Origin of the sequence: Ruegeria sp. 6PALISEP08 (assembly GCF_001238295.1) — a bacterium.
GTDB lineage: Bacteria > Pseudomonadota > Alphaproteobacteria > Rhodobacterales > Rhodobacteraceae > Ruegeria.
On record NZ_LGXZ01000001.1, the window covers coordinates 485,169 to 511,062 of the forward strand.

At 56.2% G+C, this 25,894-nt stretch carries 25 protein-coding genes; 15 read left to right on the forward strand and 10 right to left on the reverse strand.

Annotated features, from left to right (window positions below; translation table 11 throughout):
• Position 1: 1 nt before the first annotated feature.
• From ALB80_RS02490 to ALB80_RS02520, 7 genes are all read right to left on the reverse strand, one after another.
• A complete protein-coding gene (locus ALB80_RS02490) occupies positions 2-775 on the reverse strand; it encodes an ABC transporter ATP-binding protein (RefSeq protein WP_050602421.1) in 774 nt (257 codons plus the stop codon).
• Positions 772-1,536: an ABC transporter ATP-binding protein gene (locus ALB80_RS02495; RefSeq protein ID WP_050602422.1), complete on the reverse strand. Its 765-nt coding sequence runs from the start codon at positions 1,534-1,536 to the stop codon at positions 772-774. Before ALB80_RS02495 ends, ALB80_RS02490 begins: the two co-directional genes overlap by 4 nt.
• Entirely contained in the window at positions 1,533-2,630 is a 1,098-nt protein-coding gene (locus ALB80_RS02500; protein WP_050602423.1) for a branched-chain amino acid ABC transporter permease, read from the reverse strand. The genes ALB80_RS02495 and ALB80_RS02500 overlap by 4 nt, the downstream gene beginning before the upstream one ends.
• A 3-nt stretch (positions 2,631-2,633) precedes the next feature.
• A complete protein-coding gene (locus ALB80_RS02505; RefSeq protein WP_050602424.1) occupies positions 2,634-3,509 on the reverse strand; it encodes a branched-chain amino acid ABC transporter permease in 876 nt (291 codons plus the stop codon).
• Between the two features lie 73 nt (positions 3,510-3,582).
• Complete coding sequence (locus ALB80_RS02510; RefSeq protein WP_050602425.1) at positions 3,583-4,611, reverse strand: alcohol dehydrogenase catalytic domain-containing protein; 1,029 nt, start codon at positions 4,609-4,611, stop codon at positions 3,583-3,585.
• Between the two features lie 195 nt (positions 4,612-4,806).
• Positions 4,807-5,331 carry a hypothetical protein gene (locus ALB80_RS02515; RefSeq protein WP_050602426.1) on the reverse strand — a complete coding sequence of 175 codons (525 nt, stop codon included), beginning with the start codon at positions 5,329-5,331 and terminating at the stop codon, positions 4,807-4,809.
• A 280-nt stretch (positions 5,332-5,611) separates the two neighbouring features.
• On the reverse strand, positions 5,612-6,916 hold the full coding sequence (locus tag ALB80_RS02520; RefSeq protein WP_050602427.1) for a tetratricopeptide repeat protein: 1,305 nt from the start codon (positions 6,914-6,916) through the stop codon (positions 5,612-5,614).
• A gap of 125 nt (positions 6,917-7,041) precedes the next feature.
• On the opposite strand from ALB80_RS02520, the gene ALB80_RS02525 reads away from it, so the two are divergent.
• From ALB80_RS02525 to ALB80_RS02545, 5 genes are all read left to right on the forward strand, one after another.
• On the forward strand, positions 7,042-7,320 hold the full coding sequence (locus tag ALB80_RS02525) for a hypothetical protein (protein ID WP_050602428.1): 279 nt from the start codon (positions 7,042-7,044) through the stop codon (positions 7,318-7,320).
• A gap of 1 nt (position 7,321) precedes the next feature.
• Positions 7,322-8,959: a sulfatase-like hydrolase/transferase gene (locus ALB80_RS02530; RefSeq protein ID WP_050602429.1), complete on the forward strand. Its 1,638-nt coding sequence runs from the start codon at positions 7,322-7,324 to the stop codon at positions 8,957-8,959.
• Between the two features lie 100 nt (positions 8,960-9,059).
• Positions 9,060-10,727, forward strand: coding sequence for a sulfatase-like hydrolase/transferase (locus ALB80_RS02535; RefSeq protein ID WP_050602430.1), 1,668 nt, complete (start codon positions 9,060-9,062; stop codon positions 10,725-10,727).
• 60 nt (positions 10,728-10,787) lie between these two features.
• Positions 10,788-12,032 (forward strand): DUF3179 domain-containing (seleno)protein, encoded by a 1,245-nt coding sequence (locus tag ALB80_RS02540; RefSeq protein ID WP_050602431.1) that lies wholly within the window; start codon positions 10,788-10,790, stop codon positions 12,030-12,032.
• Between the two features lie 108 nt (positions 12,033-12,140).
• Positions 12,141-12,890 (forward strand): outer membrane protein, encoded by a 750-nt coding sequence (locus ALB80_RS02545; RefSeq protein WP_050602432.1) that lies wholly within the window; start codon positions 12,141-12,143, stop codon positions 12,888-12,890.
• 212 nt (positions 12,891-13,102) lie between these two features.
• Here ALB80_RS02545 and ALB80_RS22105 read toward each other — a convergent pair whose 3' ends face one another.
• Genes ALB80_RS22105 through ALB80_RS02555 form a run of 3 tightly spaced genes read right to left on the reverse strand, consistent with a single transcriptional unit; the run spans position 13,103 to position 15,133 of the window.
• Positions 13,103-13,381, reverse strand: a complete 279-nt coding sequence (locus ALB80_RS22105) for a hypothetical protein (RefSeq protein WP_157054126.1) — start codon at positions 13,379-13,381, stop codon at positions 13,103-13,105.
• Complete coding sequence (locus ALB80_RS02550; protein WP_050602433.1) at positions 13,350-14,219, reverse strand: amidohydrolase; 870 nt, start codon at positions 14,217-14,219, stop codon at positions 13,350-13,352. The genes ALB80_RS22105 and ALB80_RS02550 overlap by 32 nt, the downstream gene beginning before the upstream one ends.
• Positions 14,216-15,133, reverse strand: coding sequence for an ester cyclase (locus ALB80_RS02555; protein WP_371255941.1), 918 nt, complete (start codon positions 15,131-15,133; stop codon positions 14,216-14,218). Before ALB80_RS02555 ends, ALB80_RS02550 begins: the two co-directional genes overlap by 4 nt.
• A gap of 248 nt (positions 15,134-15,381) precedes the next feature.
• On the opposite strand from ALB80_RS02555, the gene ALB80_RS02560 reads away from it, so the two are divergent.
• From ALB80_RS02560 to ALB80_RS02605, 10 genes are all read left to right on the forward strand, one after another.
• On the forward strand, positions 15,382-16,458 hold the full coding sequence (locus ALB80_RS02560) for an ABC transporter ATP-binding protein (RefSeq protein ID WP_050602576.1): 1,077 nt from the start codon (positions 15,382-15,384) through the stop codon (positions 16,456-16,458).
• A gap of 48 nt (positions 16,459-16,506) precedes the next feature.
• Positions 16,507-17,718, forward strand: coding sequence for an ABC transporter substrate-binding protein (locus ALB80_RS02565; RefSeq protein WP_050602435.1), 1,212 nt, complete (start codon positions 16,507-16,509; stop codon positions 17,716-17,718).
• A gap of 66 nt (positions 17,719-17,784) precedes the next feature.
• On the forward strand, positions 17,785-18,807 hold the full coding sequence (locus ALB80_RS02570) for a carbohydrate ABC transporter permease (protein ID WP_050602436.1): 1,023 nt from the start codon (positions 17,785-17,787) through the stop codon (positions 18,805-18,807).
• Position 18,808: 1 nt separating this feature from the next.
• Complete coding sequence (locus ALB80_RS02575; RefSeq protein ID WP_050602437.1) at positions 18,809-19,963, forward strand: carbohydrate ABC transporter permease; 1,155 nt, start codon at positions 18,809-18,811, stop codon at positions 19,961-19,963.
• A 127-nt stretch (positions 19,964-20,090) separates the two neighbouring features.
• Positions 20,091-20,621, forward strand: a complete 531-nt coding sequence (locus ALB80_RS02580; RefSeq protein ID WP_050602438.1) for an ester cyclase — start codon at positions 20,091-20,093, stop codon at positions 20,619-20,621.
• 11 nt (positions 20,622-20,632) lie between these two features.
• Positions 20,633-21,964: a histidinol dehydrogenase gene (gene hisD, locus ALB80_RS02585; protein ID WP_050602439.1), complete on the forward strand. Its 1,332-nt coding sequence runs from the start codon at positions 20,633-20,635 to the stop codon at positions 21,962-21,964.
• On the forward strand, positions 21,961-23,013 hold the full coding sequence (locus ALB80_RS02590; protein ID WP_050602440.1) for an ester cyclase: 1,053 nt from the start codon (positions 21,961-21,963) through the stop codon (positions 23,011-23,013). The genes hisD and ALB80_RS02590 overlap by 4 nt, the downstream gene beginning before the upstream one ends.
• Positions 23,013-23,777 (forward strand): SDR family NAD(P)-dependent oxidoreductase, encoded by a 765-nt coding sequence (locus ALB80_RS02595; RefSeq protein WP_050602441.1) that lies wholly within the window; start codon positions 23,013-23,015, stop codon positions 23,775-23,777. Before ALB80_RS02590 ends, ALB80_RS02595 begins: the two co-directional genes overlap by 1 nt.
• Positions 23,777-24,820: a LacI family DNA-binding transcriptional regulator gene (locus ALB80_RS02600; protein ID WP_216597656.1), complete on the forward strand. Its 1,044-nt coding sequence runs from the start codon at positions 23,777-23,779 to the stop codon at positions 24,818-24,820. Before ALB80_RS02595 ends, ALB80_RS02600 begins: the two co-directional genes overlap by 1 nt.
• Positions 24,817-25,806 (forward strand): ester cyclase, encoded by a 990-nt coding sequence (locus tag ALB80_RS02605; protein WP_050602442.1) that lies wholly within the window; start codon positions 24,817-24,819, stop codon positions 25,804-25,806. Before ALB80_RS02600 ends, ALB80_RS02605 begins: the two co-directional genes overlap by 4 nt.
• The last annotated feature ends 88 nt before the right edge of the window (positions 25,807-25,894 follow it).

Here is a 25,894-nt window from a genome sequence, read left to right on the forward strand (position 1 = left end):
CTTACCTCCACGTCTTTTTCCGCTTCCAGCGCCGGTTTTCCCGCGCGCCGTCTTCCTGCACCCCAAGGTAGAAGTTCTGGATGTCCACGGACTTCAACAGAACTTCAGCGCTCCCGTCCATGACGATGCGACCAACCTCCATCACATAGCCATGATGGGCGAGATCCAGTGCCGCATGAGCGTTTTGTTCAACAAGCATCATAGTCATCTGCTGTTCTTGGTTGAGACGACTCAGGATCTCGAAAATCTCTTGCACCAGCATCGGCGACAAGCCCAGCGAGGGTTCATCCAGCAACATGATACGAGGCCGGGCCATTAGTCCACGCCCGATGGCCAACATTTGCTGCTGACCACCTGACAAGGTGCCAGCCTCTTGCCCACGGCGGTCTTTGAGGACCGTAAAATAGCTGAAGACCAGTTCACGATCCTGCTCGATCTGGTGCTTATCCTTGCGGGAATAAGCACCGAGGCTGAGGTTCTCATCAACGGTCAGAAGTGGAAAGACCTCGCGCCCTTCTGGAATGTGTACGATACCGCGCTGAACGACCTTATGCGGCTCGGCCCCCTGAATGTCATCGCCATCAAAGGTGATTTGACCCTTCTCCGGGTCCATCACGCCCGAGACGGTTTTCATCAGCGTCGTCTTTCCCGCGCCATTGGCCCCAAGGATCGAGACGATCTGCCCTTCGTGCACGTCCAAGGACACGCCGCGAATGGCCATGATGGGGCCATAAAAGCTTTCGACATTGCGGATTCTCAGGATCGGCGCACTCATGAGGCTTTCCCAAGATAAGCTTCGATCACGGCCGGGTGGGATTGTACTTGGGCCGGAGAGCCGAGCGCCAGTTTAGCGCCGTCGGCCATGGCCAAAACCCGATCTGACACGCCCGAGACCAGGCCCATGTCGTGTTCCACCATCAAAACGGTGATACCCATCTGACGCCGGATGTCATCGATCCACCACCGCATATCACTTGTTTCTTCGACTGAAAGACCCGAGGCCGGTTCGTCCAGCAGCAGCAATTTGGGATCGGTTGCCAAGGCGCGCGCGACCTCAACCACCTTTCGCACACCGTAGGGCAACCCCGCGATCATCTTGTCACGATAGGCCTGAAGATCGAGAAAATCGATGATCTCTTCAACCTTCTCGCGGTTCTCTATTTCCTGCTGTCGGGCGGATGGAAGAAACAACAATTCGGACAGCAGGTTTGTTTTTCGGTGCTGGTGTCGCCCGACCAGAAGGTTTTGCAGAACGGTTGCGTGCTCAAACAGTTCGATATTCTGGAACGTCCGCGCCACGCCGTAAGCTGCGACGCCCGAGGGTTTGACACGCAGCAGATCATGGCCATCAAACCGGATCGACCCGGCATAGGGGTCGTAGAAGCGCGAGATCAGGTTGAACACTGTCGATTTTCCGGCGCCGTTGGGGCCTACAAGGGCAAAGACCTCGCCTTCCAGAACCTCGAATGACAGGTCATCAACCGCGGTGAGGCCGCCAAATTTCAGGGTCACGTTTTCAAATTCCAGTAGGCTCATCTTAGGCGCTCCGTCCTCAGATAAGATTTTTGCCGTTTAAACATGTCCTTTCGGTAGAAGGGGAACAGCTCGAACCAGGTCCGGATTTTAAGCCAGCGGCCATAAAGGCCCATGGGTTCGAACAGAATGAAGGCGATCAGGATCATACCGAAGATGCCGAATTCCAGCCCCGGAATGGCGACGGTATTGCCGCCGAACAGGGCACCGGCATATTCCTTGGAGATTGACAAGAATTGCGGCAAAAACCCGATCACGATCGCGCCCAGAAATGCCCCGTGGATCGACCCCAGCCCGCCGATCACGATCATCATCAGCAACTGGATCGAGATTAGGACGCTGAAGGTTTCGTTGTTGAAAGCTCCGGCAAACAGTCCCATCAACGCCCCGGCCCAGCCCGTCACAGCGCAGGACAAGGCGAATGAAATCATCTTGGTCCGCGCGATATCGATGCCCATTGCCTGGGCGGAAACCTCTGAGTCACGCACAGCGATAAAGCTGCGCCCCAGCGGCGCACGTAGCAGGTTTATATAGCCCAGTGTGACCAGAACAGTGACGATCAGCACCAGCCAGAAGAACTGATCCGGTGTACCCCAGCGGTCTACCAGATGGCCAAAGATCTCGACCCCTCCGACATACTTGCCCGCGACGCCTCCGGTTATTGGTTCGGACAGAACGATGATGTCGTCCATCAGGATCGACAGGGCCATTGTGAAGATGGCCAGATAGATGCCGTGCAGCCACAGGGCAGGGATCGCCACCGTCACGCCCGCGATACCAGTTAGAATCCCGGCCAGCGGGAAGGCGATCAGAAAAGGAACCCCTGCTTCGATCAGTGCAATGTTGGCATAACAGCCAAAGGCCAGAAAAGCGGCGTGCCCCAGGCTGACTTGCCCGGTATGTCCGGTCAGGATCATCAGGCCCAGCCCGGCAATGGCCCAGATCAGAACGTTTGTCAGCTCACCCAGATAGAACGCGTCCAACCACCAGGGAGCAGCGGCGACAACGGCCAGCAGGATCAGATACAGGCTAAGTTGATACCGGTCTTTCCAAGGTCGAATATCCTGCATGTAATTGGTTTTGAAAACAATCCGCATGGCTCAGACCTTTTTGACCCGAACCTGACTGAACAGCCCGTTGGGCCGGAAAATCAGAACGGCAAGAAGAAGAGCATAGGGCGCAACCTGACTGTAGCCCGCAGCAATATAACGGCTGGAAAAGGGTTCGATCACACCCACGATCAGCCCTCCTGCCAATGCACCCGGCAGGCTGCCAAAGCCGCCAATGACCGCCGCTGCAAAGGCCTTGATGCCCAGCAAACCGGTCGTCGGGTCCACAGCACCCTTGGCGGCAAAGAGGATCCCGGCGATCCCGGCAACAACCCCGGCCAGTGCCCAGATAAAGCCCTGAACGCGTTTGACCGGAATGCCCATATAATACGCCGCCAATTGGTTTTGTGACGCACCCTGCATCGCAAGACCCAGCTTGGTGCGGCTGAAGAAGACATAGAGAGCCCCGGTCAGAAGGATCGTGACGACAATCACCGCAACATCTTCCATCCCCAGCACCAGACCGCCAAAGCGGGCTTCTTTGCCTGCAAGCGGGTTTTGCAGCGTTTGCGGCTCATGCCCCCAGATAAGACCTGCCACAAACCGGATCACGAACCCCAAAGCGATGGTCAGGATGACGACTGCGGTTTGGCTTTCACCGAACAGTCGCCGGATGATCAGTCGATCCAGCAGATAGCCCAGAGCGCCCATAATCCCCAGTGAGATCGGCAAGGCCAGCCAGAAGGGCAGGCCCATATATTGGGTATTCGTAAGACCGATGGTCACAAAGGCCCCCAACATCATGAAATCGCCCTGCGCGAAGTTCACCGCCTCGGTTGCCTTGTAGATCAGAACAAAGCCAAGTGCGATCAGGCCATAGACGCAGCCATTCGCCAGCCCGCTGATCAGCAGCTGTGCGTTATCCAAACTGTCCTCCCTCCAACGAACAACCGATGCCGTCAGCCTCACGCAGGTTCTCGGGTTGCGTGGGGTTCTTCTACTATGGCGTGATTATCACCTTTCCGTCACTCTTTTTCAGCGCGTCGGCCAAATTCGGCACCAGATTCCTGAGCGTAAGGTGTTCAGAAACATCTGTTTTCCAGCGCCTGTCCGCAAAACGTGCCTGCACTTCGGTCACCACCCGCATCTGATCTGCAGGCGGTGTCGACATCATCCATTGCGTCAGCCAAAAGCCTTCGATCCGCTTGCCCATAAAGATCAAGTGGCCGGTCTGGGTCAGGGTCGGCGCTTCGGTTGAGAGCTTGCCGTAAGTGATCCAACGTGCACGGTTCGGCATGGTGCAGAACAGCTTTTCCGAAAGCTGGTCTGTCACAGCGTCAAGGAAGACGCGTGGTTTCAGAGATGCGCTAAGTTCCGCGAACTGTGCGACCACATCCGAGTCTGACGTTACCAATACTTCGGATGCCCCCAGGTTTTTGAGCATGTCTATCGTCTCGGCGCGCCGCACCAACGCAATGGGTTTCAGCCCCAGATCGCGCCCCAGGCTGCACATGAGTTTTCCAAGCTGGCTGGTTGCGGCAGACACAACAAACGCATCGCCGTCGGCCTTGGCCATGTCCACCATCGCCATCGCGGTCAGGGGGTTTACGATCTGTGCGGCCCCGTCATCGTCTGAGATATCCGGCCTTAGGGGAATGCACATCTGCATCTGCGTGACGACATACTCCGCCCACGCCCCCGATCCGGCGGCGACAAACGCGACGCGCTGACCTTGCAGGGCTTCGGCGCCTTTGCCGGTGGCCACGACGTCACCGCATCCTTCAAACCCGGCAGGGGATCCTTTTACACGCGGCTGACCATACTCTCCCTTGATGAAATGCAGGTCCGATGGATTGACCGACGCTGTTCTCAACTTGATCAGAACCTGACCAGGGCCTGGCTGCGGCACAGGGATTTCTGCGGGTTCCAGCCATTCGGCTGCATCTGCGATGACCGGCCCGCTGGATGTGCCGGAATATCCGTCATGTTTCAAAAGGGTGGCAAACATGGTCTGCGGCAAATCTGTCATGTGGTCATCCTCGATCAATCAGGGTCACACGCGCCTTATTGAAACAAGTGCCCTAAAGAGGCGTGGCGCGAGCTGTGCGTTGGAATGAGCCAATCAAATGCGGCTTGGGGCGTCAATTCAATGCCCAAATAACGTGGGGGCACCCACGATGCGCCCGTGGTGTGGGGCCAACTCAAAAGGTCAGCCCCAGATATTTTATTGTTGAGTCAACAGGTTGGTTAGTTCCTGAATCTTCTGAGCGATGGTTTCGGGCGACTCTTTGATGTCGTTCACGATCTTGATCGCTTGCTCTTTCAGATCGGCGGCCAGAGTGCTTTCTTCCAGCGAAGTCATGATGCCGTCATAGTCGAAATTGGCTGCGTCCAGCTTGCCTTCCTGGATCCAGGAACTCAGCAGTTCTTGTCCCTGACCGGCCAGCGCGGCAACCTGATCGCCCGCTTGTTGCGCAGTTTCAGATGCCTGATCGGCAACGGAAGAGGCCGCCTCGGATGCCTGCTCGGTCAAAGATGAAGTCGCTTCCGCGGCTTGCTCGGTTGCGGCGTCAACTGCGTCGGATGCGGCGTCCTGTGCCGCAGTGGCCGCATCGGACAATGCGTCACCAGCGTCCTCTGCCGCCGATTGCAAACGTTCTGCCGGAGTTGGCTCAGGTTGGTTCAGGTAATAATATCCGCCAACGCCGATTGCGGCGAGGACTATGATCAAAACAAGAGTACGCGACATGTGAATCTCCTTTGGAATTTGTGTCGCCGGGATGATGCAAAACTAACGCAGAGACAAAGGGGAATTCTTGTGAATTCTCAGCAGAATAGAGTTTTGGGCCAGGCCGCGCTGATCGGCATACTGCATGTGGCAAGATCACGCTGCTTTGGCTAAGCCGTGGCGGAAATGCTCAGTGATCCGTCTGTGAAGGGTTGCCTTGCTCGAATTGTTGCTAACGTTAAGAGGTTAAGGTGGTGGGCATTCGTCAATTGCACGTACACATCGCTAAGTATGCGATCATTTAGTCTGATTGCTGCGTCCATCCGGCAGCTTTCATCGCATCAATCAAAGACTCCACAGGTTCAGCTGTTGAAAATGCGCGCCTTTTGATTGTCTCCAGCGGGAAATCCGGCCAAGTCTGATTGAACATGCCGGCCAGTCTTTGGGCCTCTTTCCGTTCCCCATTCTTCCAATGTGCGGCCATGAGATAGGCGGCTGAGATTGGGCCAAAGGGGCCGCCCCGTGCAATGGTGGTTTCAAAGGTTTTAATGGCAGCCGCATATTCGCCACTGTGAAACTGGGCCGAGCCAAGCGCGTTATCGAAAACTAGACCGCCGCCCGATTTGGCCAATTGTTTGTAGTGGTCGGATTGTTCAAGAAGCTGATCAAAGCGGGATGTGTACAACAAGATCAACGCATCAAATTCCGCAATATGAGGGTCCTGAGGCGCCATTTGCACAGCCCGACCCGAAAGCGTCAGCGCGCGGTCATAGTTTCCGGACCCGAACTCGAACCAGGCCCGAGCAGACAGGGCCCAAGGGTCGTCCGGCGCAAACTCTATGGCGCGGGCGCTGTTCTTCTCTGCCTGTTTCAACAGAATCTCTATGTCAGGGCGTTCAGGTTGAAGAAGCGCCAGCATTGTTTTAACCTGGGCTGCTCCTGCGTAGCCGCAAAAATAGTCCGGGTCGCGTGCAACTGCGGTTTCGAAAATCTGCAACGCAGGACGCAGGCGTGACAGGGTGACAACTGGAAAAATCAATTCGCGGCCCGCGTTGCACAGGTTCATGGCCTCAATGCGCGCAGGAGCAACATCGTAGATGATCGGTCTATCCTTGCTTAGTCTGGTCGAAGAGGAGCCATACCAGACATAGAACCCTGCAATCGAGGCGATAAGGAACGCGGAAAGCGTCAGCAAGAAAGCAGCGAACAGAGGCCTGCGTGCACCGCGACGTGCATTTGTGCGAAGGGTGAATTCCGGCGCATAGCTGCCAATTGGCAGAGATATGATGACCGGATCCGAGGTTCCGTTTCTTTCATAATACGCGTCGAGTTTACGACGTACGCGACCCGCGTCCACCCGAACAACACCTTCGCGCTTGGACAAATCGTCTACGTCATAGCCGTACACATCCATTGCGATCGTCTTTGCGCGGATATTCTCGGCTCGTCCTGAAAGCGCCTCTTTGACCACGTAAGTCAGAAAGGACTGCATGCGGCTGGATCCTCGGAATTCGTCTGACTGCAACACATGTTTCAGCGCGGTTTCGATCTCGGCTGTTGAGGCCGACCGCATATCTGTCTGCTGTGTTTCGCTGTCCGCGCCCATCAAGAACTATCCTTTTTCCACAAAGATTTGGTTCCGCTCTGCTACGGTAGCATGCGCCGTATTACGTACAAGACACATTGCTTCCCGTGCATATTTGGCCAGCAAGCTTATGGGTTTTGCCGATTATGATCGACGATGATTTCTTTGATGCTCAGTTTCCCAAAGCAGTGCCGCTGCTGAAGAAAATGCGCGCCCAAGACAAAGAGTTTGACCAGATCTGCACAGACTACCTCGAGCTTTTTGCGGAGCTGTCAAAGCAACCACAAGCCAAGGAAGTACCACAATCTCGATACATCGCGGATCTGGCCGAAAGCCTGTCGGATCTGCGCAGCACGATAGAAAAGCGGCTGGCCGCGCAAGGTGTCGAGTTGGCCGATAGATCTTACAACATTGGAGAATCCTGACATGTTGCTTAATCGTATCCTGCCCGCAATTTTTCTTTGCGCTAACCCGGTTCTGGCGCAGGACAATCCGATCATTCACGATGGAGAGTTTCAGTTCCTGCGCGCACAATTCGGAGAGGTATGGGATGCGCAGGACGCGGACATCGACGCCATGTTGGCTGAGATACGCGCATCGAATGGAGGGAACCCCCCTAACTTTCTGTACATCCTGGTCGACGATGTCAGTTTTGGCCAAATGGGGGACCGCAGGCTAAACTACGTCACGGGGATTGATACGCCGAACATCAACCAGGTCGCAGCAGAGGGGCTTTCGTTGATGCGCATGTATACCGAACCCTCTTGTACCCCGACCCGAACCGCGATGCTGACCGGACGCCATCCGGTGCGTGCCGGAGTGGAAGAGGTCAAGGTTGCCCTCGTGGGTGAGGGCCTGCCGGCCAGCGAGGTGACGCTTCCGGAAATCCTGAAACAGGTCGGGTATTCAACAGCCCATGTGGGCAAGTGGCATCAGGGCGATATCGAAGAGGCATACCCGCACAATCAGGGCTTCGACTGGGCCGCATTCCCGCTGCATCAGCAGGTGCAGTTAAGCCTCATGACCCCCGAGGCGATGCGATCGAACACTATGCTGGGCTATGTGTCCGAAGGACAAAGCAACCAGTTCCAGTTGGACGAAAGGTTCAAGCCCTATGGTCTGGTCACAGGTGTTGAAGCTGTCGCCGGAGGGATGGCGCGTGAAGTGGATATGGCTGCAGGCGAAACCTGGACGCAAGCCAAATACGAAGAGATGAATGAACGCTACCAGCGTCAGGCGCTGGAGCAAATCGAACGCGTTGCGGCGGAAGACGCCCCATTTTTCCTGCAATACTGGCCCTTGTACCCGCTGAATTTTGTCTACCCTGAACAAGCGATTTCACGAAATGGCGGTTTCCACGCGGACAAACTGCAATTGCTGGATGGTTGGATCGGGGATGTTCTGGCCAAATTGGAGGAAACCGGCAAAGCCGACAACACCATCGTCATGGTGATGGCAGACAATGGTCTGATGTATCATTACGAGGGAACGTCCGGACTCAATCAGCTGATCTATCGCGGCGGAAAAACCCAGCACCTGGAAGGAGGTGTCCGCACCGATGCCTTCATCCGCTGGCCTGGTGTGATCGAAGCCAACAGCGCGGCCGGTGATATTTTTCACGTCTCAGATATTTTCACCACAATGGCACGGATTGCCGGGGCAACGGACCATATCCCACGTGACCGGGTGATTGACGGGATCGATCAGACAGCTTTGCTTTTGAACGGCGAGGGCCATGGGCGACGGGATTACGTCTATGTCTACGAAGGACCGGTGTTGCGGTCGGTCGTCAAACAGGAGTTCAAGATGCACCTGCCGGCGCCAGGTCAGCCCGGCGCTGCCGCCCCGACCTATAACATCTATCGGGACCCGCGCGAGGAACACCCGCTGGTTGGATACTCGCTATGGGCCGGTGCATCGTTTCAGGACATGATCAAACGTCATCAGAAAATGATCGCAAAATACCCGCATTCCGAGATCGCAAAAGGTGAACCCTATAAAGGCATCGAAAATCTGCGCCCGGAAACGGAGCTGACCCGGGATGTCTTCATGAGTTGGCAGTGATTTAAGAGAAAAACTCTCGATAATATATACTAATGTGTCAATATGAGGGGCGGGACATGTATTGTGAAACGCGCTTTGGAACAGTTTTGGGGGGATTGCGATGAAAGCTCTTTGGATATTGGTTCTGGCGACTGGCAGTTTGGCTTCGGCGGCATATGCTCAACAAGACCCCATTCAACATGATGCAGAGTTCTACATTCTGAAAGCCCAGCATGGCGAGCAATGGGCTCAGGACGACGCTGCAGTGGATGAGGCCCTGGCGGCGTTTCGTGACGCCAACAACGGAAAACCGCCTAATATCGTTAGCGTTCTGATCGATGATCTTGGCTTTGGTGACATGGGTATTCCGGAACTGAATGCCGTTCGCGGATATGAAACACCGAACATCAACGACTTTTCCGACGAGGCGATGCGCATGGTTCGAATGTATACCGAACCGTCCTGCACGCCGACGCGTGTGGCCCAGATGACCGGACGCCTACCTGTACGCATGGGCATGGGGGACACAACTGTCGACATCGCGGGTTTCGGGCTTCCTGCGGACGAGGTGACGCTGGCGGAGATTCTGAAGCAAGCGGGTTACGCCACAAGCCATGTGGGCAAGTGGCATATGGGCGATATTTCCGAAAGCTGGGCCATGAACCAGGGGTTCGATTATGCCCAAATGGCCGTGCACCAGCAGGGGCAACTGACGATCTTTAACGACGACGCGATCAAGGAACAGGTTTCGGTTGGAATCCGGGATTTTGATGACAAGTACACGTTGGACGATTGGTTCCGCCCCGATGCCTCGGCCATGATGACCGTTATTGAGGGCGAGGCAGGCGGCCCGATCCGCGAAATCCGGATGGAAGCCGGAGAGCGTTGGAACGCGGCCAAGTACGATGAAATGAACGAGGCTTTTCAGGTCAAAACATTGGAGGAACTGGATCGGCTCAGCAGCGGTGCGGAGCCGTTCTTTTTGCAATACTGGCCGATGATCCCGCTGGACAACACGCGCGCCGGGCGCAGCGGTCCTGAAAGTGCCAATGGCGGGCTGTACGTGGACAAGATGCAGTTGCTGGATGAGTGGCTGGGCGATTTGTTCGATAAAATGGAAGCGTTAGGGGTCGCTGAGAACACGATCGTTGTCGTCATGGGAGACAACGGGCATTTTACCAAATATGCACCGCAGTCCGGGTTTACTCCGATGATATTTGCGGGTGGCAAGGGGGATACGACAGAAGGGGGCGTGCGCGTGGATGCGTTCATACGCTGGCCGGGGGTAATTGAAGCAGATGGATTGCTGAACAGCATCATCCATGTCTCGGATCTTTATACCACTTTGTCGCGGTTTGCAGGAGCGGATCAATACATCCCCCGTGATCGTCTTGTTGACGGTGTAGATCAGTCCGCAGCACTGTTGTTTTCAGATGAAACAAAGGCACGGCGCGACCATGTCATCATCTACTCGGTCGCAAAACCCGAGGCCATTGTCAAAGATCAGCTAAAGCTCAAACTTCCCGGACCGGGTGAGAGCGCAATTCTCGCGAAGTTCTTCGATCTGTTTCGCGATACGCGCGAGGAGTATTCGGTTTCGACCGAGGTCGGAGCGTGGGGTGGTCAGGAATTCGTTCGCATATTGGGGCGCCACAATGCGCGTAAAGAGAAGTTTCCAGATACGCCTCCGGCCTTTGGAATGCCCTATGAAGGGATCGAGAACATTCGCCCGGAAACACAACAGGCGGTCGAAGCGTTTGGTGTGAAACGCCAGTCTCCACTGCAATAGCGCGGCGGTCATCGCCACCGCGTTGTTAAGAACTGAACGTATGGACTTTGGGATGGACACATGTTGGGAACGATAGTTTTTGCACTTGGCCTGATCGTCTCACTTGGGATTGGCTTTGTCTATTTCCGAGACCTCGGGGACGTCTCTCAGATGGTGCTGAAGGTGAAGCGCGAGAACATGGTGCGCTTTATTCGCAATGAATACCGTCTGATCGCAGTCGGGCTGTGCGGGTTTGCCCTGGCGACACTTGCACACTTTGCGCTTGGCGGTACTCCTTTCTGGCTTTGGCTGACAAGCGCCGTGCTGGTGGCGTTTCTTTATGGGTTTCCCTACGTCTGGGTCCACCTCGGGCTGCGCAATCAGTTGAATGACGCACAATACGTTTCCATCGAAGAGGCGCGGAAATTTGTGGGCCCGACTGCTCCGGTCATTGTCATTGACAATAACGGTCATGCCCGGGCGCATCCGGACGCTCAGATCATGCGGCCCCACCTGGCCGGCGATGCGCAGGGCTTGGACGGAGAAGACGTTGTCATGACCTATTGCGCCATGGCCAATCTGGGGCAGGGTTATGTGCCTCGGATCGAAGGCCAGCGCCTGAATCTGGAGGTTCTGGCACAGCATGGCAACAATCTGATCCTGCGGGATAATGAAACCGGTGAGCCCATACAGCACATCTATGGGTTTCGCGAAGCGGACCGTGATCCAAACCCGGATGGCCCGGCTTGCCCTCTTCGCCCTGAGGCGCAGATGAAACCTTGGCCAACCTATCGGATGACGTTCCGAGGATTTCAAAAAGCCTTCCCGAATGGCGAGGTGTATCTGAACCGGCCGTCCTCGAACCCGATTTTGCGGTTGTTGGACATGGTGACGGAAATCACCTTTGGGTGGGGCATCAGTCGACAGCATCAGGAAGACGCACCGGTGATGGACAACATGGACCGTACCGACGACCGGCTGCCGAACAAGACCTATGTTTGGGGCATCAGCATCGGGCAAGATGCCACGTGCTGGACCGATGACTTTGTCGTCGACAACGATTGGATCGTGAATGCCCAGGTCGGCGGGCGCGATGTAGTTGTAAGTCTTGATCCCAAGTTTGAAAGCTTGAGCGTTTGGTACAATGTCAGCGGTCAGCCTGTGTCCCAATGCGATTTCTGGGGCAAGTCTGATCAGGGTCAGTTGCAACGGGTTGAAACCTTGCGAGCCGGAGTGTTTTGGCACGTCTGGTCCGAGTTTTTCCCAAAAACCGATATCAATCGTATCAAAGACAATGCGGCACAATCAAAGGAAACAGCTGCCTGAGAAATTGCGTTTCGCTGAACCCTCGCAAAATCCGCGAGATCAGCGATAAGGGGCAATGAATGATAAACCGACGGAAAAAGATTAATAGATTTCAAAGGGGGATGTGTGATGGCCACAGCTTTAAAAATAGGGACGACTTTTGGGTTTGCTCTGGCGGCGGGCATTGGGTCAACGGTATCCGCGCAGCAGTCCGATTGGTCATATGAGGCTACGGTCTATCTGTTTATGCCTGAAACGGACTTGTCGCTGGCCACGCCGAATGGAACAATCGACGGGACACTCAGTTTTTCGGACGCGCTGGATAATCTGGATTTTGCGTTCATGGCTGCGTTTGCTGCTTCTGATGGGCGATGGCTGTTCTTGGCCGATTACAATTACACCAACTTGTCATTCAGCAATGGCACACCGGGTCCGGCCATCTCCAGCGTTGATACCTCGGCCGAGATAAAGTTCTTCAGCGGCTATGTCGGCTATCGTGTTTATGACGCACCGACAGTAAGCGTTGATCTTGCAGGTGGTTTCAGATGGTTCAGCACCAGTACTCAATTTACCCTACAACCCGGAATCGCGCCCGGACGCAGCGCAACGGCCGATGACAACTGGACCGATCCAGTGATCGGGGCACGGGCAAGGGTTCGCTTTTCAGATAAATGGTCGGGGTCAGGGTTTGTGGATTATGGCGGCTTCCGAAGCGGAAGTGAGACCTGGCAGATCCTGTTGACCGCCGACTACGCGATTAATGATCGATGGCTGCTGCGGGGTGGGTACCGCTATATCTCTTTCGATCATGTGATCAATGGGAATGATTTCAAGTTCGATCAGTCCGGTCCTCTTTTGGGCGCAACTTATCGGTTTTGACGTTCCGATCCCGCAAATGGCAGACCCGTTGAACGAGAACGGTTCAAGCGGCTGAGGCCGATTTACAGTTCTGGAAACCTGACCAAACCGTGATCGTGCCTTTGGGGCCTGTTTTTCACGTCTGCAACTATCGATGGATAGTGGCGGAGAGACAGGGATTCGAACCCTGGGTGGGCTTGCACCCACAACGGTTTACGAAACCGTTTTCGACATCAAAACAAAAGCCCTAGTATCAGTAAAACAAGGGCTTTGCGGCTGCAAGATAGGCAGGCTTGGCACAGAAAGCGGGCAGGGGTGTCATAGGAAATCGTCATAGTGATTTCGGATGAGTGAACTTCTTCAGTGGCTTCCGAAAGCTCATTGAGGTTCCGAAGGTCGGGAAGCTGTCTTTTGCCGCGACGGCAAAGCAGGTGTTTTGAAATGGTGCCAAAGACCTTTGGTTTGAGTGCTTCTTCGCTATCAAATGCGATAGAAGCGTTTTGATGTGCCATGGAACACGTATTCGTGGCTTGAAAACGGGATGAGTTCCTGATGCCGGGAAACAACCTCTTTGTAAGTTGAAGTGAGGCTATCAACCGGGAAATTCGATCCGAACATGATGCGATCGGCGCCAAACTGGGATAAGCAGTTTGAAACGATAGGCGCGACGCTTTCAGCGCTCCAGTTGCGATCGAACATTCCGAGACCGGAGAGTTTGCAATAAACCTGTGGCAGGTTCGACAATGCTGTCAATTCATCTGCCCACCTTCGCAAACCTTGTGGTGTCCGGTCGTGTGGCGAACCAGCGTGGCACAGGGCTATCCGGGTTTCCGGAGATTGCGCAAGAACATCTGCGGCTTGCTCCATTAGTTCAGGCAGCAGCTGAAGGTCAAAGGAAAGGCCGCGAGCGCCCAGTTGCTTCAAACCAGCCAAGAAATTTGGGTCTTTTAGCAGTGAATTCGTGCCGGTTGAGGCATCTTCGCCCGGAGCCCGGCCAACAATCTGACGCACACCACGCACCGAGGGCAGCGTTTGAAGACGATCGAGTTGTTCGTCCAGATCATTTGATGTCAGATCGCAGAATGCCACTTGTACCAACGGCCAGTCAGGGAACTGGTCCGCAACGGATTGCACCCATTGAGCTTCGGCCCAGGGGTCTGCCGCACCGACCTGAATGTGTACCGAAGCGCCAAAGCCCATGGCTTCGGCATCTGCACGAAATTCAGGCAGCAAATAGTCCCGCTGGATAGAAGACGGGTCGCCAAAAAAACGAACGATGCCTTTCTCCATGAGCCAAGGGTACTTTACTACCGAAAGGTTCCACAGGTGGTGGTGTGCATCTATCTTCATGGGTTTTCGATCCCTGTGGTGCGTGCCAGAATATCAACGCCTTGACCCTGCCAGAAGTGGAGCAGGTCGATGAAGATCCAGTTTTCGGCCAGTTTGTCACCAGCGCGGCGATAGATATCGATCACCCTAAACTCGCCGGGTTTACCAGTGGCTGGCATCCCCATGAACCCGCCTGAAGGGGTAGCGGTGAAGTTGGGCCAACCAAAAAAGCCGCCATAATGCCCTTCGGCCAGACGGCAAATATGTTTGGTTTTTGATCGGTCTTTGAAAGCCGCACGGAAAGGGCCCGAGTGCTGCTTGGCATAGCGTTCTATCGTATAGGTCGCGCCAATCCCCTCGGGGCCCCACCAAATCATGTCCTTGTGCCAGGTTCGGGCCAATTCATCCTCAAGCGACACACCACTGTCCCATTGGCCGAGATCCGAGATCATCGCATTGATGACCGCCAGTGTCTTCTCGCCTTCTTCAACGGGTTGTTCGTTGAACAGCAGGCCGTCACGGGGCCTTGGTCCAGGTTGCACCAAATGCGCCGCTGTTTGTGGAGGAAAGGGGTTCTGTCCGGCTTGCACCATTAGGTGCGGTATGTCGAAGTACATTGCTGTTTCGACGATCCTGTCACCGACGATTTTGTGGAATGCGCAATATCGCAGGAATGCCAATTTACCGGTAGGGCGAATGCCCAACCACGGTCGGTCGAACAGGCCCATCAAATGCCCCATGGACACGACCCAGACGTCAGCCTCGTCACTCAGTGAGTTTTGCCCCGCAAACATGATGTCCACACGGTTTTGCATGTGGGTAAGGCTGCTTTTCAGCGGCTGCCAGAATTGCTGGGCAACCTGTTCGGCACCGCGGATTTCGTCGAACGGATGAAAGCCGCGCCACTTCAGGTCCGGAGCACAGAATCGGCTCATGACGGTCGGGGATTCGTGCTCTGACGCGGTCTCCAGGGCAGTATGAAACGCGGAGACCAGCTTTTTTTCTGTCTGAAAGTTCACGGAGGTTACCATTGTAATCAGGGTTTTAGGAGAGGCGCGAGGCCGGTGCGAGTCGGATATCAGTAGCACTTTTGCATACGTATGCAAAAAAGTCTTGCCTGATTTGGTATATGCGAATTACTGTTTTGCAAGCGTATGCAAACCGATTCCTTGCAGGGGGCACCATGGCGGAAATTCAATTGCGGAACGTCGGTAAGCGATGGGGATCATTCATTGGGGTTCACAATTTCGACCTGACGATCGCGGATCGCGAGTTTCTGGTGCTGCTCGGCCCCTCGGGCTGCGGCAAGACCACCACGATGCGCATGATCGCCGGTCTCGAGGACGTGACCGAGGGCGAAATCCTGGTCGACGGCAAAGTGGTCAACGACCTTGAGCCCAAAGACCGCGACGTAGCGATGGTGTTCCAGAGCTACGCGCTTTATCCCAACATGAACGTCTATGAAAACATCCGCTTTCCGCTGAAGGTTCGTGGTATCGACCCCTCGACGCACGACGACAAGGTGCGCCGTGCCAGCGCAATGGTCGAGTTGGACGATTTCCTGCACCGGAAGCCTGCCGAATTGTCGGGCGGTCAGCGACAGCGTGTGGCACTGGCCCGCGCCATTGTGCGCGAGCCGAACGTGTTCCTGATGGATGAGCCGCTCTCGAATCTGGATGCCAAGCTTCGGGTTTCGACGCGGGCGCAGATAAAGAACCTCAGCCACGAACTGGCGGTAACGACCATCTATGTGACCCATGACCAGATCGAAGCCATGACGCTGGCCGACCGTGTCGTGGTGATGAAGCAGGGTGTGGTGCAGCAGGTCGGCAGCCCGACCGAAATCTATGACAGTCCGGCGAATACTTTCGTGGCCAGCTTCATTGGCTCGCCCGCGATGAACCTGATGGATGGTGAGGTTTCGGCCGGCGTGTTCCGTGCCGACCATGTCGAAATTCCGGTCGACGCGCCGGACGGCCCGATGACGCTGGGCTTCAGGGCCGAAGACGCCAGCCTTGCCGAAGGGCAGGGCCAAGTAACCGCACCGATCTACACGCTGGAACTGCTGGGCGACGCGACCATGATCTCGGTCCGGGTCGGTGGTGCACTGGTCTCGGTCAAAGCGGACAAAGCCTTCCGCGCCGAAATTGGCGAGCCTGTCTCGTTCTCGGTGCCAACAGAAATCTGTCACCTCTTTGAAGCTGAAAGCGGTGCGCGGATCGGGGAGAAACAACCCCACGAACAGCCCAAACGGGCTTAACACCGGTCCGGACGTCGACGACGGACCGATCCTGACAGGGAGAAACGCATGAAACTCAAAACGATCCTCATGGCAGGTGCCATGTCCATCGCCGCCACCGGTGCATGGGCTGATTGTGCCTTTGAAAATGATGTGCCGCTCAAGTCGCTTTCGGCTGGGTTCGAAGCCTGGAAAGCGGTTACAGATGCGATGGCCGAGTGCGGCAATTTTAGTGCCTCGCTGGACCAGGAGTTCCGCGAGAAACAGCCCGAGGCTTTTGCGGCTGATCCCGCGCTCTATCAGATCGGCGGTGTTTCGAACGCCACTCTGGTTCCATTGCTGAACGCAGGCACGGTCCGCCCGCTGGATGATCTGGTCGAGAAATACGGCCAGGATTTGCTGCCCAATCAGTTGATCAAAGTCGATGGCAAGACCATGGCTATCGCGATGATGGTGAATGCGCAGCATCTGATGTATCGCGATGATGTTCTGGCCGAACTGGACATCGAAGAGCCGAAGTCATATGACGACGTTCTGGCCGCGGCTGCCAAGATCAAGGAAGCCGGCGTCATGGACTATCCCATTGGCGGTACGTTCAAAACCGGTTGGAACCTCGGCCAGGAATTCGTCAACATGTACTTGGGCGAGGGCGGAGCGTTCTTTGGTGACGGCAACATGCCTGCGATCAACAACGAGCAAGGCGTGGCGGCGCTTGAGACTCTGAAGGCCATGACCGATTACATGGACCCGGAATACCTGGTCTCTGACTCGACCTATGTGCAGCAGCAGTTCCAGCAGGGCAAGATCGCGATGGCGAACCTGTGGGCCAGCCGTGCAGCCGCGATGAACGATGAGGCCGAAAGCCAGGTCGTTGGCAAGGTGACGATGGCTGCGGCGCCGATGGGATCCGCAGTGCCAGCGACAACTATCTGGTGGGACGGTATCGTTCTGGCGTCGAACATGAGCGACGAAGAAGCAGATGCCGCCTTCCGTGTAGCACTTGAAGGCATGGATACGGACATGGTCAGCGCAAACAACGATGTCGCCGTCTGGCTAAGCCCGGCCTATTCCGCGGGCGACTTGGCGGCCGGTGCTGCAGCATCTGCAGAAGGCGGTGCCAAGGCGTACCCGGCCTCTGGTCCGATGGGCATCATGCACACCTCACTGGGCAACGGTCTGGCCGACTACCTGACCGGTGCCAAGGATGCGCCGACCACGCTGGCCGATATCGAGGCGGACTACATCACCGCTGCGAAAGAAGCCGGTCTGATCAGCAACTGATCCTCCCACGGGAGGGCTACGGCCCTCCCAACCCTTCCCCCCGAGAACCATGAGAAAGGCAGAGCCATGAATTTCCGGACATTTGCCGCTTTTGTCGGCCCCTCTGTCTTTATGATGCTTCTCTTCATCGCGTTTCCGCTGATCAGCGTGTTCAAGCAAAGCTTTTACGTCACCCAGCCGATCTATGAGACGGTCGAAAAGGAAACCTGCACCCCGGGGTTTCTGACACAGACCTGTGTGACCGAAACGGTCTCACAGCCAAGACTGGATGAGGAAGGCAAGGTCATCACCCAAACCCAGTATGTGGGGTGGGAAAGCTATCGCAACGTACTGGAGCCGGAACGGGCCTGGCGTGCGATCAGTGATGGTAACTGGAACGTTCTGTCCACCATCAATTTCTGGAAAGCGCTTCGGTTTACCCTGACCTTCACGCTGATCACCTTGCCTTTAGTCATCGTCTGCGGACTGGGGATTGCGGTTATGATCAACAACGCCGCACATGCGATCCGAGGGCCGGTGATCTTCATCTCATTGCTACCCTTTATCATAACACCTGTGATCGGGGTGCTGTCGGTCAACTGGCTGTTCCGTGGTGACGGTATCCTGACTGCGTTGCTGGAATGGTGGCTGAACCGCGATATAGCCCTGTTTGCGCAGGCCTGGACCATTGAAGTCCTGATGATGCTCTACCGCGTCTGGCACGTAGCGCCCTTTGCCGCCATCGTGTTTTATGCCGGTTTGCAAACGGTCAATCAGGACAGCCTGGAAAGCGCGGTGATCGACGGTGCGACCCGTTGGCAACGGATGAAGTACATTGTCATCCCACACCTGATGCCGCTGATTATCTTTGTGTCGATGATCCACTTGATGGACAGCTACCGAGTGTTCGAAGAGATCGTCGGGTTCGCCAGCCAAGGGTATGTCATATCGCTGCAATGGCTGACCTATGACTTCCTGGTGCCCGATCAGGCGGGCAACCGCTCGATCAGCCGAGCCTCGGCCAGCGCCATGCTGACCATGATCGGCATTGCCATACTGCTAATCTTCCCGCTGCGCCGGACATGGCGCGATCACAAAGGAGGTCACTGACATGTCCTCGCGTGCGCTTCGCCAACCGCTCAGCCTGCGGCTGACCTCGAACATCTTCCTGGCCTTTTGGTGCCTTGTTGCCATCTTCCCGATCTTCTGGATAACGGTGATGAGCTTCAAATCCCCGGTCGACGCCTTTGACAGCAATGCCCTCAACGTGATCTTCGGGCCAACAACTCTGTCCAACGGAAACGGGCTGTCACTGCTGGATATCATCCTCGGCATAGCGGTGATTTGGGGCACTATTGCTCTGGTATTCAAGAAGATGCCGGCAATGATCAGAGCTTATTCCAGGGAAGGTCTGGAATGGTTTGGCTGGGTGATCGGAATTCTGGCTGCCGCAGTGGGCTTTCTGGTCGTATTCTTCGTGATCCTGCCCGCCATTTTGAACGTTTTGAACCCGCTCTTAGGCCCGTTGGGGCGCGACATACTGGGTCTGACAACTGAACACTACAAAACAGTCTGGATCGACCGAGGCTTCTCGAACAACTTCAAGAACTCGCTGATCGTGACCTCGGGCGTCGTCATCCTGTCACTGTCGGTCGGGACTCTGGCGGGTTATGGGCTGGCGCGGTCGGGGTCGAATTTGGCTTTCTGGCTTTTGATCGTCGCTTTGATCTTCCGTGCCTTGCCGCCGTCGGCACTGGTTGCCAGCTACCTGCCGGTCTTCATCAGCTCATCCGAATGGTTGGCCCCGATCCTGGGTGAAAACGCACCGACGCTCTATGGTAAGCCTTTCGCTGTGATCGCGGTATTGGTGGCGATCAACCAGCCGTTCACAATCTGGATGCTGCGCTCCTTCTTCCAGAACATTCCGGCCGAGCTGGACGAGGCCGCACGTGTGGACGGCTGCAACCATTTTCAGGCCTTCCGCCGGGTGATCATGCCTGTGATGTGGCCGGGGGTGATCACCACCGGGCTGTTTAGTTTCCTTTTGGCCTACAACGACATCCTTGTGACTTCGTTGCTGTTGGATGCACAAAACCAAACAATGGTTCCCGCCATCGTCGGCATGTTCAACCGCGAGACGACCACAACAGACCAAGTGGTTGCCGTGGCCGCCGCCGTTTCGATCACCGCGCCGTTGATTTTTCTTGTTCTGATCTTCCAGCGTCAGATCGTGAGTGGCCTGACAGCCGGAGCGGTCAAGGGCTAATGAGCAATCATGCCCGACATAACGCCATGTCGCGCCACCCGGCGCTGAACAGGTTGCCGAGGGACTTTCTGAGTATTGGGGCTGCGACCCCCAAACTCTCCCACTGGCAACCTGAAAGGATATAGGCATGAAAGGTTCTCGCCCCGAACAAGCGGTTCTAACTCGCGGCACGGACATGAGCAAAACCGAAGACACGCGCCGCGTGATCGAAACCATGGTGGATGGTCTAAATGACCACCGCATCAACGATATTGGGGAATTTTTCACCCAGGGCTTCCGTTGGATGGGTAATCAAGGCTGCGGAACCAAAACCGGTCTGAAAGAGTTTCAGGATAACTGGCAGCGTCCATTCCAAGCGGCGTTTTCGGACAAGACCTGCATAGACGAGGCGCGTCTTTACATGGGGGAATGGGCAGCCGCCTTTGGCCGTCAGGAAGCCACGCATTCCGGTGAGTTTCTGGGCATCGCGCCCACCGGCAAGCGTGTCGAGATTAGGTACATGGACTTCTGGAAAGTAGTCGACGGCAAGATTGTCGACAACTGGGTGAATGTCGACTTTGCCCACGTTGCGGCTCAGCTGGGTGTGGACCTGTTCAACGGCGAAGGCTGGGAAGCATTTGACCGGGGTGAAAAACTTCCGCCCCGGCCCGAAAACTGAGGATTGGAAACATGGCAATCGACTATCTAAAACGCGGCAAATCCGATGCGGACCGGGCTGAAGACGATGCCAAGACCCGCGCCGTGGTTGAGGCGACGCTGAAAGACATCGAAACCCGCGGTGATGCTGCGGTGCGTGAGTTGAGTGAGAAGTTCGACAACTACTCGCCCGCCTCGTTCCGCCTAAGCCAACAAGAAATTGATGACTTGATCGGGCAATTGTCCGACCGTGAATTGGCCGATATCAAGTTCGCGCAGGAGCAGGTGCGCAACTTTGCGCAGGCTCAGCGGGATTCAATGCTGGACATCGAAGTCGAGACCCTGCCCGGTGTCATTCTTGGCCACAAAAACATCCCCGTTCAGTCTGTGGGCTGCTACGTGCCCGGCGGCAAGTTTCCAATGGTGGCTTCGGCGCATATGTCGGTGGCGACGGCTTCGGTTGCGGGTGTGCCGCGCATCATCGCCTGTACGCCTCCGTTCAAAGGCAAGCCCAACCCGGCGGTGATTGCGGCGATGCATCTGGGTGGCGCGCATGAGATTTATGTCATGGGTGGCATTCAGGCCATCGGAGCGGTGGCGCTGGGAACTGAGACTATCGACCCGGTTCACATGCTGGTTGGCCCGGGCAACGCATTTGTGGCCGAAGCCAAGCGCCAACTGTTTGGGCGTGTCGGCATCGACTTGTTCGCAGGCCCCACTGAGACGATGGTCATCGCGGATGAGACCGCAGCAGATGCTGAGCTGTGCGCAACAGATCTTTTGGGGCAGGCCGAACACGGCTATAACAGCCCCTGTGTGTTGCTGACCAACTCTCGCAAGCTCGCCGAAGAGACACTGATCGAGGTGGACCGTCTGTTGGGTATCCTGCCAACCGCCGACACCGCTAAAGTGTCCTGGGAAGAATATGGCGAAGTGATCGTCTGCGACACGTATGATGAGATGCTGCAAGTCGCTGACGATATTGCCTCGGAACATGTTCAGGTGATGACGGATCGCGACGATTGGTTCCTTGAGAATATGACTTGCTACGGCGCGCTGTTTCTTGGGCCGCGTACCAATGTTTCGAACGGGGACAAAGTGATTGGTACGAACCACACGCTGCCAACGAAAAAGGCAGGTCGCTATACCGGTGGGTTGTGGGTAGGGAAGTACCTGAAAACGCACAGCTACCAAAAGGTTCTGACCGATGAGGCGGCGACGTTGATTGGCGAATACGGCTCGCGCCTCTGCATGCTGGAAGGTTTCGTGGGCCATGCGGAGCAGTGCAATGTTCGCGTACGGCGTTATGGCGGAATTAACGTACCCTATGGAGAGCCCGCTCCATATCGGGATGCTGCTGAATGAGTGACAGGCATACCCAACACAAAGCCCTGATTGCTCCGCTCAGGGCCGCGATGTACGACTTTTCGGAGGCCGGTGTTCGCACGGCACTGGCCGGGGTGACGGCGCAGGACGTCGTGTTCCACCTGTGCCATCCCTTCGGCGACAGCATCGGCAGCGATGCTTTCTATGACTGTGCCTTCAAGAATCTGTTAACCGCCTGGCCCGATCTGGAGCGCCGCGATTACATCGTCATGGCCGGGCCGGACGAAGATGGCGCGGACTGGGTCGGCTGCGGTGGTTACTACACAGGTACGTTCACTGGCCCGTGGCTGGATATTCCGCCAACTGGCCATCAGGTCACCATGCGGTTCCACGAATTCTATCGGTTCGAGGACGGTAAGGTTGTTGAAATGCAGGCGCTTTGGGACATCCCCGAGGTGATGATGCAGGCAGGTGCATGGCCGATGGCACCCAGCCTGGGGCGCGAATGGCATGTGCCCGGACCGGCCACGCAAGACGGTTTCGTACCCGGTCCCAATGATGCGGCCAAGGGCAGGGCGACCTGCCAGCACATCGTCGACATGCTGGAACATCTCAAGAAACACCCTTCGCAAGGCGGCCCCGAGGTGATGGAGATGGACCGGTTCTGGCATCCGCGGATGAACTGGTACGGTCCTTCGGGCATCGGTACCGGGCGCGGGTACTCGGGCTTTCGCAACTGGCATCAGATCCCGTTCTTGAACGGGATGCCGGACCGGGGACAATACGTGGATGACATCACCTATCACTTCTTCGGTGATGGCGAATACGCAGCCGTGACTGGCTGGCCCAACATGATCCAGACTGTAACTCACGACGGTTGGCTGGGGATCGCCCCTTCTGGCGAGAAGATCACCATGCGCAGCCTCGATTTCTGGCGGTTGGAAAACGGGCGCATCCGCGAAAACTGGGTCTTGGTCGATTTGCTGGATGCCTACCGGCAGCTTGGCGTTGACGTCTTTGCCCGTCTGAGGGAATTCAATAAAGCCCGAAACATGGGTCGCATTGAAATACCGGATGGAATGAGCTGATGACCGAACTGCCGCGCACCCCTTCGTTCTCCCTGACAGGAAAGACCGCCCTGGTGACTGGTGCCTCTTCAGGCATTGGGCAGGGCTGTGCCGTTGCGCTGGCCGAGGCGGGCGCGCATGTCGTCTGTGCGGCCAGAGGCGAAGATCGATTGAATGCAACTGTCACTGCTCTGCGGGCAAAGGGGTGGTCGGTCGAGGCGCTGGTTCTGGATCAGGGCGAGCTGGATGCACTAAAGCAGGTTTTCGAACCGCGCAGCTTTGATGTCGTGGTGAATTCCGCCGGGGTTGCACGGCACAGTGCTGCTATTGAGACAACGCCAGAGGATTTCGATGTTGTCACCGGCGTCAATCTGCGTTCGGCCTACTTCCTATCGGCCTATGCCGCTCGTGCTTTGATCGAGGTTGGCAGGCCGGGTTCGATCATCCACATCTCCAGCCAAATGGGGCATGTTGGAGGGGTCGAACGGGCGCTCTACTGTGCGACTAAGCACGGGCTTGAGGGGATGGTCAAATCGATGGCCATCGAGTGGGGCAAACAGGGCATTCGGATCAACACGGTCTGCCCGACTTTTATTCGAACGCCTCTGACTCAATCTACCTTTGACAACCCGGAACGCGCCGCATGGATCATGGACAAGATCAAACTGGGTCGCGTGGGCGAGGTCGAAGATATCATGGGTGCGGTACGCTACCTCGCCTCCGACGCCTCAGCGCTGGTTACAGGCACCTCGATGTTGATTGACGGAGGTTGGACGGCAGACTGATGGCTGAGAAAGTAACATCACTCCAGGTCGCTCAGCTTGCAGGGGTTAGCCAATCTGCGGTTAGCCGAGTCTTCACGCCCGGGGCTTCGGTCAGCAAGAAGACCGAAGAGAAGGTGCGCAAGGCCGCTGCCGAACTGGGTTATCGCCCCAATGTACTGGCGCGTGCGATGGTGTCAGGCAAAAGCCGCATCATCGGTTTGGTGGTCGCCTATCTGGATAACTATTTCTATCCCGAAGCGCTCGAGAAATTGTCGAACGAGTTGCAGGAGCAGGGCTATCACGTCCTTATCTTCATGGCCTCCAGAACAGCCGGAAACATCGACGACGTGATGGAGGAAATCCTCGATTATCAGGTTGATGGCGTCATTCTTGCCTCGGTCGCGATGTCGTCCGATATAGCAACCCGGTGCCAACAGGCTGGTGTGCCGGTGGTGCTGTTCAACCGTAGTCAGGACATCGATGGGATCACGTCGGTCACTTCCGATAACTATGCGGGCGGTCGAAAGGTGGCCGAGTTCTTTATCGCAGCCGGTCACAGCCGTATCGCTTACATCGCCGGATGGCAGGGTGCCTCAACTCAGCGAGACCGCGAAGCAGGTTTCCGCGCGGCGCTCAGCGATGCAGGCCAGGACCTGTACACTCATGAGATCGGAGAGTTTCACACCGAGAATGCGCGCTTGGCCGCACGTCGAATGTTCGATGTCGAGCCGCAGAAGCGGCCCGACGCGGTTTTCGTTGCCAATGACCACATGGCGCTTGCCGTGATGGACGTCATCCGGTTCGAGTTGGGAATGCAAGTACCCGAAGACGTTTCTGTCGTCGGATACGATGACGTCCCGCAGGCAGCTTGGCTTGCCTATAACCTCACCACCATTCGTCAGCGGGCCAATCTGATGGTTGCCGAGACCGTTGACGCATTGCTGGACCATATTGAAAACCCAGCAGCAGCCACTGCACGTAAGGTCGCGATTGATGGGCCTCTGATCGTGCGCACATCGGCACGGCTGCCCAAAGGCTGGACGCCGCAAAGGATGAAAACATGAAGGGCTTTGATCCCAAGTTTCGGGACTTCCCCGACTATATCATCGGTATCACCAAAGAGATTTGGGAAGACCGGGGTATTGCGACCCTGCACGACTATTACAGCGAAGATATCGTCGTACGCTCGCCCGGTTCGGTGGTTCTGGGCAATCAGAACGTGATCGGCGCGACCATGGCGACGCTGGCCGAGTTTCCCGATCGGCAGTTGCTGGGCGAAGATGTGATCTGGTCCGGCACCCCCGAAGAAGGGATGCTGAGTTCTCACCGTATCCTTTCAACGGCCACGCATCTGGCCGAGGGTGTTTACGGCAAGCCAACCGGAACCAAACTGCGTTACCGGATTCTGGCGGATTGTCACGCTATAAACAATCAGATCAACGACGAATGGCTCATCCGCGATCAAGGCGCCATCGTCCGCCAGATGGGATGGGCCCCGAAGGAATACGCCGCCGATCTGATTACCCGCGAAGGAGGTAAGGAGAACTGCGTCAAGCCTCTGACCCCCGAAATCGATCAGCCTGGGCCGTACAAGGGCCGTGGAAACGATAACGAGTGGGGGCAGCGCTATGCCGAAATTCTGACCCGGATCATGAATGCCGATATGGGTGCGATCGAAGCCGAGTATGACCGGGCCGTTCAGTCGGAATATGTGGGCGGCATGACTGGTCATGGCTGGGATGCGGTCGACCGTTTCTGGATGGGTCTGCGGGCGAGCTTCCCGAATGCTGATTTCAAGATCGAGCATCAAATCGGGCGCGACGACCCGGATATGCCACCCCGCGCCGCGATCCGTTGGAGCCTTTGGGGAAAACATGACGGCTGGGGCGTGTTTGGTGCGCCGACAGGTGCACAGGTTTATGTCCTCGGCATCAGCCACGCCGAGTTTGGCGCCCTGATTGGCGGCCAGCCGCAGTTGCGCCGCGAGTATACTCTGTTCGATGAAACCTCGGTCTGGAAGCAGATCCTGTTGCAGAGCGGTGAGGTCTGAATGGCGCGCCCGGTCGCATATCGCATTCTTGTGGATGGTCTGAATGAGACTAGGGTCCTTCGGCGTTACCATATGCACCGTCAAAGCC

Bases quoted from the DNA above. Each gene is read 5' to 3' on its own strand.
- ALB80_RS02550 (WP_050602433.1), bottom strand. From the start codon at position 14,219: ATGAAGATAGATGCACACCACCACCTGTGGAACCTTTCGGTAGTAAAG.
- ALB80_RS02525 (WP_050602428.1), top strand. From the start codon at position 7,042: ATGATCGACGATGATTTCTTTGATGCTCAGTTTCCCAAAGCAGTGCCG.
- ALB80_RS02600 (WP_216597656.1), top strand. From the start codon at position 23,777: ATGGCTGAGAAAGTAACATCACTCCAGGTCGCTCAGCTTGCAGGGGTT.
- ALB80_RS02555 (WP_371255941.1), bottom strand. From the start codon at position 15,133: ATGAGCCGATTCTGTGCTCCGGACCTGAAGTGGCGCGGCTTTCATCCG.
- ALB80_RS02590 (WP_050602440.1), top strand. From the start codon at position 21,961: ATGAGTGACAGGCATACCCAACACAAAGCCCTGATTGCTCCGCTCAGG.
- ALB80_RS02560 (WP_050602576.1), top strand. From the start codon at position 15,382: ATGGCGGAAATTCAATTGCGGAACGTCGGTAAGCGATGGGGATCATTC.
- ALB80_RS22105 (WP_157054126.1), bottom strand. From the start codon at position 13,381: ATGGCACATCAAAACGCTTCTATCGCATTTGATAGCGAAGAAGCACTC.
- ALB80_RS02510 (WP_050602425.1), bottom strand. From the start codon at position 4,611: ATGACAGATTTGCCGCAGACCATGTTTGCCACCCTTTTGAAACATGAC.
- ALB80_RS02570 (WP_050602436.1), top strand. From the start codon at position 17,785: ATGAATTTCCGGACATTTGCCGCTTTTGTCGGCCCCTCTGTCTTTATG.
- ALB80_RS02565 (WP_050602435.1), top strand. From the start codon at position 16,507: ATGAAACTCAAAACGATCCTCATGGCAGGTGCCATGTCCATCGCCGCC.
- ALB80_RS02540 (WP_050602431.1), top strand. From the start codon at position 10,788: ATGTTGGGAACGATAGTTTTTGCACTTGGCCTGATCGTCTCACTTGGG.
- ALB80_RS02520 (WP_050602427.1), bottom strand. From the start codon at position 6,916: ATGGGCGCGGACAGCGAAACACAGCAGACAGATATGCGGTCGGCCTCA.
- ALB80_RS02605 (WP_050602442.1), top strand. From the start codon at position 24,817: ATGAAGGGCTTTGATCCCAAGTTTCGGGACTTCCCCGACTATATCATC.
- ALB80_RS02545 (WP_050602432.1), top strand. From the start codon at position 12,141: ATGGCCACAGCTTTAAAAATAGGGACGACTTTTGGGTTTGCTCTGGCG.
- hisD (WP_050602439.1), top strand. From the start codon at position 20,633: ATGGCAATCGACTATCTAAAACGCGGCAAATCCGATGCGGACCGGGCT.
- ALB80_RS02530 (WP_050602429.1), top strand. From the start codon at position 7,322: ATGTTGCTTAATCGTATCCTGCCCGCAATTTTTCTTTGCGCTAACCCG.
- ALB80_RS02515 (WP_050602426.1), bottom strand. From the start codon at position 5,331: ATGTCGCGTACTCTTGTTTTGATCATAGTCCTCGCCGCAATCGGCGTT.
- ALB80_RS02490 (WP_050602421.1), bottom strand. From the start codon at position 775: ATGAGTGCGCCGATCCTGAGAATCCGCAATGTCGAAAGCTTTTATGGC.
- ALB80_RS02595 (WP_050602441.1), top strand. From the start codon at position 23,013: ATGACCGAACTGCCGCGCACCCCTTCGTTCTCCCTGACAGGAAAGACC.
- ALB80_RS02575 (WP_050602437.1), top strand. From the start codon at position 18,809: ATGTCCTCGCGTGCGCTTCGCCAACCGCTCAGCCTGCGGCTGACCTCG.
- ALB80_RS02495 (WP_050602422.1), bottom strand. From the start codon at position 1,536: ATGAGCCTACTGGAATTTGAAAACGTGACCCTGAAATTTGGCGGCCTC.
- ALB80_RS02500 (WP_050602423.1), bottom strand. From the start codon at position 2,630: ATGCGGATTGTTTTCAAAACCAATTACATGCAGGATATTCGACCTTGG.
- ALB80_RS02580 (WP_050602438.1), top strand. From the start codon at position 20,091: ATGAAAGGTTCTCGCCCCGAACAAGCGGTTCTAACTCGCGGCACGGAC.
- ALB80_RS02535 (WP_050602430.1), top strand. From the start codon at position 9,060: ATGAAAGCTCTTTGGATATTGGTTCTGGCGACTGGCAGTTTGGCTTCG.